Origin of the sequence: Agrobacterium sp. S7/73 (assembly GCF_019355535.1) — a bacterium.
Classification (GTDB): domain Bacteria; phylum Pseudomonadota; class Alphaproteobacteria; order Rhizobiales; family Rhizobiaceae; genus Agrobacterium; species Agrobacterium tumefaciens.
This window is the reverse complement of record NZ_CP072137.1, coordinates 1512196-1525466: the sequence shown is the minus strand read 5'-3', so window position 1 is coordinate 1525466 and position 13271 is coordinate 1512196. Positions and strand designations below refer to the sequence as shown.

At 59.6% G+C, this 13271-nt stretch carries 10 protein-coding genes; 2 read left to right on the top strand and 8 right to left on the bottom strand.

Annotation, left to right across the window (positions count from 1 at the left end; genetic code table 11):
- The first annotated feature begins 187 nt into the window (after window positions 1-187).
- Window positions 188-1747: a TerC family protein gene (locus J5276_RS21980; protein WP_038494886.1), complete on the top strand. Its 1560-nt coding sequence runs from the start codon at window positions 188-190 to the stop codon at window positions 1745-1747.
- A 113-nt stretch (window positions 1748-1860) separates the two neighbouring features.
- Here J5276_RS21980 and J5276_RS21975 read toward each other — a convergent pair whose 3' ends face one another.
- From J5276_RS21975 to J5276_RS21945, 7 genes are all read right to left on the bottom strand, one after another.
- Window positions 1861-2487 carry a dual specificity protein phosphatase gene (locus tag J5276_RS21975; RefSeq protein WP_013762253.1) on the bottom strand — a complete coding sequence of 209 codons (627 nt, stop codon included), beginning with the start codon at window positions 2485-2487 and terminating at the stop codon, window positions 1861-1863.
- A 49-nt stretch (window positions 2488-2536) separates the two neighbouring features.
- Window positions 2537-3454 carry an inositol monophosphatase gene (locus J5276_RS21970; RefSeq protein ID WP_035252692.1) on the bottom strand — a complete coding sequence of 306 codons (918 nt, stop codon included), beginning with the start codon at window positions 3452-3454 and terminating at the stop codon, window positions 2537-2539.
- 58 nt (window positions 3455-3512) lie between these two features.
- The gene (locus J5276_RS21965; RefSeq protein WP_035200115.1) at window positions 3513-4601 is read right to left on the bottom strand and encodes an ABC transporter substrate-binding protein; all 1089 of its coding nucleotides are present in this window, start codon (window positions 4599-4601) and stop codon (window positions 3513-3515) included.
- Between the two features lie 73 nt (window positions 4602-4674).
- Window positions 4675-5775: an ABC transporter substrate-binding protein gene (locus J5276_RS21960; protein WP_209159657.1), complete on the bottom strand. Its 1101-nt coding sequence runs from the start codon at window positions 5773-5775 to the stop codon at window positions 4675-4677.
- A 61-nt stretch (window positions 5776-5836) separates the two neighbouring features.
- Window positions 5837-6964 carry an ABC transporter substrate-binding protein gene (locus J5276_RS21955; RefSeq protein WP_019566893.1) on the bottom strand — a complete coding sequence of 376 codons (1128 nt, stop codon included), beginning with the start codon at window positions 6962-6964 and terminating at the stop codon, window positions 5837-5839.
- Between the two features lie 44 nt (window positions 6965-7008).
- Window positions 7009-8142, bottom strand: a complete 1134-nt coding sequence (locus J5276_RS21950) for an ABC transporter ATP-binding protein (RefSeq protein WP_174012291.1) — start codon at window positions 8140-8142, stop codon at window positions 7009-7011.
- Entirely contained in the window at window positions 8142-9995 is a 1854-nt protein-coding gene (locus J5276_RS21945) for an iron ABC transporter permease (RefSeq protein ID WP_003518186.1), read from the bottom strand. The genes J5276_RS21950 and J5276_RS21945 overlap by 1 nt, the downstream gene beginning before the upstream one ends.
- A 518-nt stretch (window positions 9996-10513) precedes the next feature.
- Here J5276_RS21945 and J5276_RS21940 point away from each other — a divergent pair.
- Window positions 10514-11500: a LacI family DNA-binding transcriptional regulator gene (locus tag J5276_RS21940; protein WP_003518188.1), complete on the top strand. Its 987-nt coding sequence runs from the start codon at window positions 10514-10516 to the stop codon at window positions 11498-11500.
- A gap of 48 nt (window positions 11501-11548) precedes the next feature.
- Here J5276_RS21940 and J5276_RS21935 read toward each other — a convergent pair whose 3' ends face one another.
- Complete coding sequence (locus tag J5276_RS21935; RefSeq protein WP_065705774.1) at window positions 11549-13192, bottom strand: Na/Pi cotransporter family protein; 1644 nt, start codon at window positions 13190-13192, stop codon at window positions 11549-11551.
- Window positions 13193-13271 lie beyond the last annotated feature (79 nt).

The window sequence follows — 13271 nt, the reverse complement described above, 5'->3', positions numbered from 1 at the left end:
GATAATTCCGCGATATGCCTGACGAAGGCGACAGTACCGACGATAGTCGACACCGAACGAGGCTGGCTTGCGTAAAGCGAAGCCAGCCTCGTCCTTTCTTGTTTTCTTCAACGAAACGGGTTTCAACCTCGGATGTTCAGTCCGGGGCTTTTTGCGTTCGCGCCCGTTCCCATAAAGGCCCCTGACCATGGAATTCCTCGCAGATCCAAATATCTGGATCGGCCTCGTTACCCTTATCGTCCTCGAAGTCGTCCTCGGCATCGACAACCTCGTTTTCATCGCGATCCTCGCCGACAAGCTGCCGCCGCATCAACGCCACAAGGCGCGGATCGTCGGTCTGTCGCTGGCGCTTGTCATGCGCATTCTGCTGCTGTTTTCGATTTCATGGATCGTGACGTTGACGCGGCCGCTATTTCAGGTCGCGGACTTCTCCTTCTCCGGGCGCGACCTCATCCTCATTCTCGGTGGTGCGTTCCTGCTCGCCAAGGGAACGATGGAACTGCACGAACGGTTGGAGGGCGCGCATAAGCCAAAACAGGGCAAGGTCGTCCATGCCGTCTTCTGGCAGGTGATCGTGCAGATCGTGGTGCTTGATGCCGTGTTCTCGCTCGACAGCGTCATCACCGCCGTCGGCATGGTCAACAATCTCTGGGTGATGATTACCGCCGTCTGCGTGGCCATGGCCGTGATGATGGCAGCATCGAAGCCGCTGATGAGCTTCGTGTCGAAACATCCCACCGTGGTCATTCTCTGCCTCGGCTTCTTGTTGATGATCGGCTTCAGCCTGATCGTCGAAGGCTTCGGCTTCCACCTTCCCAAGGGTTACCTCTATGCCGCAATCGGCTTTTCTGTGCTCATCGAGGCGGCAAACCAGATTGGCAGGCGCAATCGCGAAAGACGTATCACCGCCGGTGATATGCGCGAGCGGACGTCCGATGCCATTCTGCGGCTTCTGGGCGGCCGTGTCGGCGAAGAACAGTCCCTAGGCGAGACAGCCGACGTCATCGCGGCACAGGCGGCACGAAGCGACCTGTTCAAATCCGAGGAAAAGGACATGATCCGCGGTGTCCTTACGCTTGCCGAGCGCCCCGTTGTCTCAATCATGACGCCACGGACGGAAATCGACTGGCTCGATGTCGACGCCGATCATGATACGCTAAGGAACCGCCTGCTGGAACTCGACCATTCCCGCCTGATGCTCGCGCAGGGCAAGCTGGATTCGTTCCTCGGTGTCGCCGCAACAAGGGACTTGCTACGCGATCTTCTGCATGACGGCAAATTGAACCTAGAGCGCTCGCTGCGCAAACCCCTCGTCGTGCATGAAAGCGCCACCGCGTTGCAGGTCATGGAGCAGCTGCGCAAATCCCCGCTCCAGATGGCCGTCATCGTCGACGAATACGGCACGCTTCAGGGAATAACGACGCCTACCGACATTCTCGAGGCTATCGCCGGCGAATTTCCGGATGAAGGCGAGGAATCGCAGATTTCGGAACGGGCAGAGGACGGTTCCTGGCTGCTGGACGGCGCTGTCGACGTGAGACGGGTATCCTATCTGCTGGATATCGATCTGGTGGACGAGGACGATCGTTACTCCACCGTCGCCGGCTACATCCTCTGGCGCCTCAATCGCCTTCCCGAGATCGGCGAACGTGTTTCCGGCGACGGGTTCGAGTTCGAGATCGTTTCCTGCTCGGACAGAAACATCGAAAAGGTCCGGGTCTGGAACACCACGCTTCCCGAGGCGTGAGCTGGAAAAATCCCGAACCCGTTTCAAAATGGCGACGTGACGTGCAAGCCACGGCACGTCTCCACATTTGCATCACCGAGGAAGCGGCCGAGCGGTGAAAACCGTCCTCCGCTCTAGTGGGCGGCATCGATCGTGGTAATCCAGCCGGCGGCGCGGCGGGCTGCTTCCGCAAGCACCGGTTTCGGCGCCTTGTACCATTCGTTTTCAGGCAGCTCACGCTTCACGCGTACGAAGCTGATGGCATCGTCGAGCGTCGGGAATTCCACCGGCAACGTCATATGCAGAAAGAGCGCAACAACGGCGACGGAACGCGAGCGGCCGCCGCGGCAATTGATCAGCACGCTGCCGCGCTCGCGCCGGGGATAGGACGGCTTGTCGGGCAGTATCTGTTCGAGCGCCGCCCGCAGGATGTAATGGGCCGCAACCATCTGGGTATCGGGATTTCCATCGCCGTCGATCAGGCCGATCTTGTAATAACGTATTTCGCCGGGTCCATAGACGCTGCCTTCATGATCGGAAACGATCTGCGGCTGCTCCACGAAGTTGAAGTCGAGATTGACGGCGCAATTGACGACGGTGGTGATGCCGTTTTCACGCAGAAGCTTCAGATCGCTGGCGCCTTCCTTACCTGAAATGAAGAGATCGACGCCATAAAGAGGATGCCGTTCATAGATGCGGCTGAGCTTCGGCAATTCGCCGGTTTCCTGTTCGCGAGATAGGGTCTTTTCCGGTTGCGGCATGTCTTGTCTCCATCGGCGCCGATGTGGCGGCCGTCATGTCCTTGCTTGTTCAGGCGTTTGCAGCCGTCTGGCTTGGCGGGATCGCTGCCCTGGCTATGCGGCTTGCGGATATGGATCGCGCCACCCGCTGCAATGTCTGGTAATTAGCCCCCTCGCCCGTAGCGATATAGCCGGGGCAGAGAAAATCGGCCGACCCCTCCGCCACCTTCCCCAAGGTCAGCGGCTCGTATGTTCCCCCGGCATTCTTGAGAATGAGGATGGCTGCTGCCACATCCCAGGCGTTGACGCCGAAGCCCGCAGCAGCATCTGTCCAGCCAGCCGCCACATGCGCGATGCTGAGTGCAGCGCTACCGGGCCGGCGCAGCGTCGAGAAGGTCTCGACAAGCGCACCGAAATTGGAAAGCGCCGCATCCCGCCCATCCAGCCGGAAATCGCGCGAGACCGGATAGCCCGTGATAAGCGTCGCCCGGGTTTCATCTGCAACGCTGCGGGAGCGTAGCCTTTCGCCATTGAGATAAGAAGCCTCGAGGTCGGCGGAAAACATCTGGTCAGTCACGGGGTCGTACACCACGCCGGCGACGGCTTCCCCACCGATGACGGCGGCAATCGATACGCACCAGAAGGCAAGGCCACGGGCAAAATTCGCCGTGCCGTCAATCGGATCGACATACCATTGCACCTCGCCGTTGCCGATCTGCCCACCCTCTTCGCCCATGATCGCCGAATTCGGCTCCCGTTCGAGAATGACGGCGCGGATCGCGGCTTCGGCGCGTTTGTCGTGAATGGTGACGATGTCGTGGAGATCGACCTTGTAATCCACCGCCATATCAGAGCGGAATGCCACCAGCAGCGGATCGCGCACGGCACGCGCCGCCGCTTCGGCGATTTTCATCAGCCGCACCGAGCGGGAAAGCGCCTCCTCATTTCCAGATTTGTTTTCAGTCGAAGAAGGGCTTTGCATCGGCATATCCAGTCTATTTTTTCGCAAAGGAGGGACCGGCGCGGCAGGACCGCGCCAGCCTGGATTATTTCCTGTAGTTGACGCGCCAGACATCCTGCCATTCCTCGCGACGATCGAAATCGTTGAGGCCGGTGGCGGACTCGTAACCCATCAGCCTGTCGGCAACCTTCATCAGCCCCGACGGCTCGTCAGCCGGCATCTTGATGTCGATATTGGTCGGCAGCTTGCCGTCCTTCATCTGCGGTGCGATGCCCTCTTCCGTCAGTATGTAGTGGACGAAGAGTTTCGCCATGTTCGGACTTTTGGTCTTGGAGGCGATGAGCCCAAGCTTGATGTAGGTCCAGCCGACCCAGGGATCGAGACCAGTGCAGAGGCCGAGCTTGTAGCCCTTGTCGGCATTGTCGCGGAACTTGGCAGAGCTGAGCAGGCCGAAGAAGGGCTGCTTCTGGCCGGGTGCGCCGACGGCCTCTGCCACCGGGTCATCGCCATCAGTGGCAAGCGGGCCGTTCTGCGCCAGCGCCTTGATCCAGGCTGCGGCCGCATCCTTTTCGATATCCTTGCCAAAATGGGCCTTGTAGGCGGCCGCCACCTTCTCGTTGCCGTGGGCTTCGAGCTGGTTGAACCAGTCCGTATAGGTGCTCTTGCTCAAGGGATCGACCATGGCGACCTTGCCTTTCCATTTCGGCTCGGTCAGTTCCCAGATGTTGGTCACCGGGCATTTATCATAGGCTTCCGTATTGTAAGCCCAGACATTGGCGTTGGTGGAGATTGCCAGCGGGTTCTGGAACTGCGCCGGGATTTTCGCAACCATGTCGCCCGGCAGGTAATTCTCGACAAAACCCGCCGGCAGAAGCTGCGCGAGCGCCGATGGCGCATCGGTGATCAGCACCACGTCGCCCTGCACATTGCCGGACTGGCTTTCACGGATGATCATTTCCAGCTGGCTGTTGGCGGAAACCTTCACGCCTGTCGCCTTTAACCCGTATTTGGCGCTGAACTTGTCGGCCATCTCCACGATCTTGCCGGTGCTGTCGTAGATATTGATCGGCTTTTCCTGCTTCGCCGCCGCCAAGATCGCATCGAGATCGAAGGTTTCTTCGGCTGCAGCCCCCATTGCGGATATGCCTGCAACGGCGATGGCTATCGCCGTCATCGGTAAAAATCTGCTTCTTCTCATCGTTCCCCTCCCAAGGAAGAGGCAAGGCAGGCTCGCGCCTGCCCTGCCGTTATTTTTTGTAGTTCACACGCCAAAAATCCTGCCAGCCTTCGCGCTTGTCGAGGTCGTCGGCCGCCGTTGCGGCATCAAAGGCCATCAACTCGTCGAGATGATCGGCTACCCGCGATGGTTCGTCCGCCGGCAGACCGATTTTCGTGTTGCCGGAGATTTTGCCATCGACCGTCTGCGGCGCGATGCCCTCTTCCGTCATCAGATAGTGAAGGAAGAGCTTTGCAGCATTCGGGCTTTTGGTCTGCCCGGCAATCAGGCCGAAGCCGGGATAGAGGAACCCGGAAAACGGTTTGACACCGCTGCAAAGACCGAGCTTCAGCCCCTTGGCCTCATTATCGCGGTATTTCGCCGCCGAGGTGATGACGAAAAAGGGATCGGTCTGTCCCGGAGCGCCCGCCGCATCGGCAACCGTGCTCGAGTCCGTCAGCAGGGGAGCGTTCTCGGCAAAGGCCTTCACCCAGGCAGCCGTCGCGCTTTTTTCACCCGTTTCCAGCTTCTTGCCGTAAAGCTCCTCATAGGCCTTGGCGACATCGGCATCATGATGGGTTTCGATCTGGTTGAACCAGTCGGCATAAAGCGGCTTGTCGAAGAGATCGAGCATGGCAAGCTTGCCCTTCCAACGCGACTCCGTCAGCTGCCAGATGTTGGTGACCGGGCATTTGTCGTATTTCTCGGTATTGTAGGTCCACACATGCGGATCCGAAACGACCACGAGCGGATCGCGCAGCTTTTGCGGAATATCGCTTTCCATATCCGGTGGCGACCAGCTGGTGGCAATGCCTTCCGGCAGAAGTTCCCCCATGGCGGAGGCGACATCCGTTGCGACGCTGACATCGCCGACGACATTGCCGGCGCGATGTTCGCGGATCATCAACTCGACCTGAGTTGCCTCGTTCACTTTCTTGCCGCTTGCCTGCACGCCATATTTGGCGGTGAAGGCCTGTGCGGTGTCGACGATCTTGCCGGTCACCGCATAAACGGTGATCGGTTTTTCCTTCTTCGCGGCGTCGATGAGCGCATCGAGATTAAAGGCGTCCTGCGCGTGGGCAGCACCGCCAAGCGCCAGCGAGAAGATGAGGGAAAGGGCTGAAGCCGCCATCCGCCGCCGCTCGCCACCATATCGGTTCTTGGTCATGATATTCACTGTGTCGGTCCCCCCGTTATTTCTTGTAATTCACCCGCCAGAAGTCCTGCCAGGTTTCGCGCGCATCCCAGTCTTCCAGGCTGGTGGCCATGCTGTAGGGCAGAACGCGGTCGAGCACGGCGCCGATACCCGAAGGTTCGTCGGCGGGCAGTTTCACGTCTTTGTTGGTGGACATCTTGCCGTCGATCGCCTGCGGCGCGATGCCTTCAGCAGTCATGACGTAGTGAATGAACAGCTTTGCAGCATTGGGGCTATCCGTACCCTTGGTGATCAGGCCGACACCTGGATAAAGCCAGCCGATCCACGGCTTCAGCTCCTTGCAGAGGCCGAGTTTCATGCCCTTGTCGGCATTATCGCGAAACTTCGCCGAGCTGATGAGGCCCATGAAGGGCTGCTTCTGGCCCGGCGTGCCAACGGCTTCCGCCGCCGCTGCATCGGCATCGGTCAGCAGCGGCGCGTTGGCGGCAAGTGCCTTGACCCAGGCCGCTGTCGCGCTTGACTCTGCGGTCTCGAGATCCTTGCCGTAAAGCGCCTTATAGGCCGCCTTCACCTCCCCATCGCCATGCTTAGCCATCTGGTTGAACCAGTCGACATAGGATGCCTTGCCGAGCGGATCCTGCATCGCCACCTTGCCCTTCCACTTCGGGTCGGTCAGTTCCCAGATATTGGAAACCGGGCATTTGTCGAAAAGCTCGGTATTGTAGGCCCAGACATTGGCGCTGGTGACGACGGTCAGCGGATCCTGATATTCCGGCGGAATATTGCCAGCGAGATCCGGCGGCAACCAGCTTTCGACGAAGCCCATTGGAATAAGCTGTGCCATCGCCGCCGGGGCATCGCTGATGATCGAGACGTCACCCTGAATATTGTTGGCCCGCGCCTCGCGGATGACCATCTCCAGCTGCGCTGTTGCCTTTACCTTCGCACCCTCCGCGCCCACGCCATACTTCTTGGCGAAATTCTTCGCCATTTCGACGATTTTGCCCGTGCTGTCATAGACGGTGATCGGCTTTTCCTTTTTGGCAGCCTCGATCAGGGCGTTGAGGTCGAAAGGCTCCCCCGCCTTCGCCACGCCGCCAAACGTTGCCAGAATTGCCGTTGCACACAGGAGACGGCTAAGGCCGCCCGTCATTTTCCGCTTCATACTGCTCCTCCTTCAGCAAGCGATTGTCAGTCTTTTCGTCGTTGTCAGTTGTAGCTACTGCTCCTCAGCACGGCGTCCGCTTCCGTAATCCGTTGCCCTTTTGCGTCGAACACATGCAGGGCGTCGGGAGGCACGTGGAAAAACACACGGTCGCCACTATCGACGCGCGGCAGGGCATGGGTGGTCAGGAACAGCGTGTGGTTCTCGCTCCTCAATTCGAGAATCCAGCTACCGCCCGTCGGAAGCACGCCGGTCACCGTCATTTCACCGAAAAGGCTGCCCTGCGGCACATCCTCAGACCTTGCCGTGTAACCCATCGCCTCCGGCCGCATGCCGACCGAGGCGATGCCGCGCAACTGCGGATAGCGCGTTGCGAAATAAGCCTCCGCATTGTCGGCGATATCAGACACGCCGGGCTGGCTGAAGGTCAGAATATTGATCGGCGGACTGCCGACGAATTCGGCGACGAAGCGGTTGGCCGGACGGTCGTAGATATCGTTCGGCGTACCCATCTGCTGGAGCGTGCCCTCGTTCATGACGGCGATTGTCGTTGCAAGTGTCATTGCCTCCCACTGGTCATGCGTCACGAAGACGATGGTGGTCTTGAACTCCTTGTGCAGCCGCTTCAGCTCGGCGCGCATTTCCAGCCGCAGCCGGGCATCGAGGTTGGACAGCGGCTCATCCAGAAGCAGCACGCCGGGATTGACGGCAAGCATGCGGGCCAGCGCCACACGCTGCTGCTGCCCACCGGAAAGCTGTGACGGATAACGGTCGCGGTACTTGGCAATGTCGAGCGCCTGCATGACGCGCTCGACGCGTGCCTCCCGCTCGGCTTTCGGCAGCTTGCGCAGGCGCAGGCCGAAATCGGTGTTGCGCTCGATGGTCAGATGTGGCCAGAGCGCGTAGCTCTGGAAGACGAGCCCCATTTCGCGCTTTTCCGGCGGCACGAATATGCCGTCATTGACGGAATCTATCACCCTGTCGCCGACACGGATTTCACCGCCGGAGAGGTTTTCAAGACCCGCGATCATGCGCAGCGTCGTGGTCTTGCCGCAGCCGGAAGGGCCAAGCAGGCACATGAATTCGCCGTCGCGGATTTCGAGATCGAGATCGGAAACCGCATTTGCGGAATTCACGCCGTAGTTCTTCTGCGCCCCGCGCAGGTTGATGGTAGGCATCAGCTTCCAAGTCCTTCTGCAAGATTTGTGCGGGTCAGCTTCTGGGCCAACAGGGTACCGAAATAGGCAATGCCAGCGATGATCAGCACCACGGCGTTTGCGGCCTGCGTATAGTGGTAGTCGACCAACCGCAGCGAATAGGTGGTCAGAACATCCGTGCTCGGCACCGCGAGTATCACGAACAGGCTCAAGCCCTTGATGCCCGAGATGAAGGGCAGGAGAACCCCCGTTACCAGCGATCCCTTCTGGATCGGGATGACGATCGAGACCATGCGGCGGAACCAACCGGCACCGGCAATCTGTGCTGCCTCTTCCGGGTCCTTTCCAAGCTGTGTCATGGCCGAGATACCGGCGCGCGAGGCATAGGGCATCTGGTCGGCAATCAGTGCGAGGATAAGGATCGTCACCGTGCCGTAGAGCGCCGGCATCGGCCCGCGTGGAACCGCAAACAGCGAGAGATAGGCGGCGGCAAAGGCGATGCCGGGCACGAGATAGGGCAGGAACGTGACCTGACGCAGATAGACCGACAGGGCGCGCACCGGCGTGCGGATGACGACATACCCGACCAGAAGACCGAGGACGCCAGATGTGAGCGAGGCAAGACCAACGATCATCATCGTGTTCTTCGCGGCTGCCCATAGATCGGGGCTTAAAAGAACGCCGGTCTGCAAGGCCACCGTGTTGAGATTGCTGCCAATCCAGTAATCGAGCGTGAAATTGTCGAACGTGAATTTGGCCGGCATCTTCATGACGGTCGAGAGAGCGAGGGTGAGCAAAGGCAGGCCGACGCTGAGAATGAAGACAGCGGCCGCAAAGCCCGTTGCCGGAAGACGCATTTTGCCGAGGCGGCTTTGCCGGTTCATCGACCCCTTCGAGCCGATCGTCACGAAACGGCGGGCTTCGCGAACCAGGCGGGCATCGATCATCAGCGTGATGATGCCGATGAGCATGATCGAGGCCGCAACGACGCCGGCAACACCGGTCTGGCGCGAGGCGATGCTGCGGAACAGCGATGTCGAGAGGACTTCGAACTTCACGGGAAGCCCGAGAACATAGGGTACGCCGAATTCGCCAAGGCACTTTGCAAAGATCAGCACCATGGAAGAGAGCAGCGCCGGGCGCATCAAGGGCAGGATGACCTGCAAAGCCACCTGATAACGATGAGCGCCGAGAATGCGGGCCGAATCCTCCAGCTGCGAGTCGAAGCGGCGCAGCGCCGAGCCGAACAGCAGGATAACGAAAGGTGTGTAATGCAGGGCAAGGATGATGGTGATCGGGAAGCGCCCATAGGCCACCCAGTCCGGCGGTGTCAGGCCCATCGCCTCGAACCAGCCGGGTTGGCCGCCAACGGTGCGGTTCTTGAACAGCGTCGTCCAGGCGAGAGCGAAGGTCCATGCGGGCAGCATGTAGGGCACGATCAGCGCGGTCGCGAACCAGCGGCGACCGAACATGTCCGTGCGGCTGATAAGCCAGGCAAGCACCGTGCCGATAACAAGCGAAAGCGCAATCGCCCCCAAAGCGACGGTGAGCGTGTTGAAGAGCGGATGCCAGAAAAGATCCGTTGCGACGGGCGAGAAGAACGCCCTGTCGAGATAATAGAGCGTGAGGTCACCGACATCCTTGCCAAGACGCCGTTCGTGGCCGAACTGGACACGGACGGCATCCAGAACGATAGAGATGATCGGAACGACGATCAGATAGGTGAAAAGTAACGCCGTTAGCACGCCGATGAGCGTCGTCGGCTCCCTGAGCGCGACCTTGAGGCGATATCGCCAGGCCTGCCATGCCGAAGGCGCGGTCGCCGGGGGACGCCCCAGTGCCTCCGCCTTCGTTGATTCGCTTAAAAGAGCCATTATTCCTCCCCATATGGCCGCAACATTGCTCCGACACGCCGGCAAGCATCTGCCTGCGCGCAACCTGCGGAACAGGCGGCGCGTGCGTCGAACATGAGCAATGCGTCAATGCTTCAGCAGCGGGCACATCAGGCCCGCGAGCAACGATGATCCAGCTCCTCCCGGAAACATCGCCGGCAAGCAAAACGTGGAATAAATATTCCATATAGCGCTTAACCTTGGAATGCATGATCCATCCTAAACGGCATTTTGTCAACGAAAAAATGCACACGTGATCATTGATATATGCCATTGTTTTTAAACGGTTTTATTGAACGTGTTTTGCAAATTTTTTTATCGACGCACAAGCAGTCATTTTTTCCCGCAGAATGAAAATGGAAAGGACGATATATTTGCCGGCGAAAGCGAGAACCGCCTTCCATCAGCAAAAGCGCTTCGCACCTGAAATATTTCGATTGGAATAGTCGACCCTTATGGCCTGTGATATCAGACATGAGGTTTTGCAACGGGGAAGTTGAATGGCTAGAGGGTTCGTGACGGCCGAAGAGGTGGCGAAAAAGGCTGGTGTCTCGCGCTCCGCCGTCTCGCGCACATTCACCCCCGGCGGCAGCGTATCGAAGGCCGTCCGGCGCAAGGTGCTGAAAGCCGCGCATGAGCTTGGCTACCGCGTCAACCGTCTGGCCCAGGGCCTCAATAATGACCGATCCAATCTCATCGGGGTGGTCGGTGCCAATCTCAGCTCGCCGTTTATTTCAAAACAGCTCGACCTCCTCAGCATCGGCCTTCTGCGTCGCGGCTTGCAATGCCTGCTGCTGAATGCGGCCGATGCACGCAAGGATATCGCGCCGCTGATCGAACTGCTTTTCGAGTTTCGCGCCCAGGCCATCGTCGTACTCTCCGGCGAGCCGCCAGCATCTATCGTCGACGAATGCATTGCCAATGGCGTGCGCCTCATCCTCATCAACCAGCGCCTCGACCGGACCGATACGAACATGGTGCTGAGCGACGATTCCCACGGCGCCGATCTCGCCGCCATGCGGCTTGTGGCGGCAAAATGCCGGAAGGTCGCGGTCGTTTCCAGCGGCAGCCAGACACCGGCACAGCTGCGCCGCGCCGGCGCTTTCACCCAGCGCATGAGCATCGAGGGTATCGAGGTCGTTCCATGGTCGGGCGGTCCGACGAGTTATGACAGCGGCTATCAGGCAGGCTGCGAGTTGCTGACGGACAAGACAATAGACGGCGCCTTCTGCGTGACTGATCTGCTGGCACTTGGCTTCATGGATGCAGCAAGGCTAGAGATGGGCCGCCGAATTCCTGAAGACCTGTCGATTGTCGGTTTCGACGATATTCCGCAGGCGGGCTGGAAAAGCTATCAGCTGACGACCGTTGCCCAATCCTTTGACGCGCTGACCGAGAAGGTCCTGACCGCCCTCGACAGCGACGAGCCCGAGACCCGGCTTCAGGTCGTGCCCGTTGAGATGGTCGAAAGGATCACCGCGCGCTAGAAGAGCACTCCTGGGCAAAAACCACAGCGCCGTTTTACTGGCATGGCTTCAACCCGCCTGCTTGATCCGGCTTTCGATCAGGAGACCGCTTTCATCGAGGATCGGATGTGCGACGGCGGCGATATGGGCGTTGATGCGCTTCAGATCGCGCAGCATGTCGAGATGCACTGAGCTTGTCTGGATGCTGTCGGTCAGGCCGTCGCGCAGGCGCTGGAGATGTCGCTCCGATGACTGTTTTTCCAGCCGGCGCACGTCTTCCTTCACCTCCACCAGCCGACGGGCAAGGTCGGCATTGCGGGTGGCGAAAACGGATTGCGCCATGCGGATATTGTCGAGCGTGATGGAGAATAGACGTTCCAGCTCGCTTTTGCCATCATCGGAAAACCTGAGACCAAGATTGATCTTCTTGGCGATTTCCGGGCGGATGCCCTTCTCGATGATATCGCCGATATGTTCGAGATTGATGGCATATTCAACGATATCCATCGCACGTCGCTGATCCTTCTGGCACAAACCGTCCTGGCCCACCTTTGAGACATAGACCTTGATGGCATGCTGGATACTGTCGACCCGGCCTTCCAGCGTACTGATATCATTGAGCTTGGAAAGATCGCTGTCGCGCATGGCGTCATTCGCCTGACGCAGCATGCGCTCGATCAGGTCACCAACCAGCATGACCTCGCGGCTTGCACCGGCAAGCGCCGCAACCGGTTGACCCAGATCATGACTGTCGAGATAGCTGCGGCGGCTTTCGGTTCCCTCTTTTTCCGGCAGCAGCGCGGTCGTCATCCGCAGCAACAACGGCGATAGCGGCCATGCGATCGCGGCAACAGCAAGATTGAAAAGGAGATGCGCATCGACCGCTAGATTGGCGTGCGAGAAAGGCGACATGTCGAGCAGTGCCGCGCCGTACCCGGCAAGAGGCAGGGCTGCGACACAGCCGGTGGTCCGGACGATGAGGTTGCCAAGCGCCACCCGGCGCGCCGCGACCGGCGCCTTCAACGTCGCCAGCACCGGCGGAACCGCGCCGCCGAGATTGGCGCCGAGTACCAGCACGATAACGAGGCTTGTTTCAATGCCGCCGCTTGCCGCAAGCGAGAGTATGAGGACGACGATGGCAAGGCTCGATGATGCCAGCACGGCCAGCACCGCGGAAAAGATCAACGCGACCGGCCAGGCATTGCCGAGCATGGAAATGAAGAGGTTAAGCGCCGGCGACTGCCGGATCGGATCCGTCGCCGCGGAAAGAAGATGCAGGGAAAGCAGCATCAGGCCGACACCGGCAAGGGCAGCACCCGCACCCTGCCGCTGCACCGACTTTCCACGCAATAGAATGACACCGGCAAGGATCAGCATCGGCGACAGCCAGCCAAGACCGAGTGCGACAATCCACGCGGTCGTCGCAGTACCCACATTCGCGCCGAGCAGCACGATTTGCGCCATCGCCGGTGCGATCAAGTCTTTTTCAACGAAGGAGGCAACCATCAGCGCCGTGGCTGTCGAACTCTGCAGGGCGATCGTCGCCACGAGACCGGCGATGAAGGAGCGAAACCCTCCCCGTGTACCGGCGGCAAGCCCGATGCGAAGCTTGGCGCCGAAGGCACGCGACATTCCGTCCTTGATCTGCCCAAGGCCGAAAAGCAGCAGCGCCACCGCGCCGAACAGATTGATGCTGACAACGACCGATTCCACTAGATCACCTCGCCTGTCCTGCTTGCCGCCACTCTTCCCCGAGGGGACGTTGATCTGCCCCGTTCACATCGTGGATTGC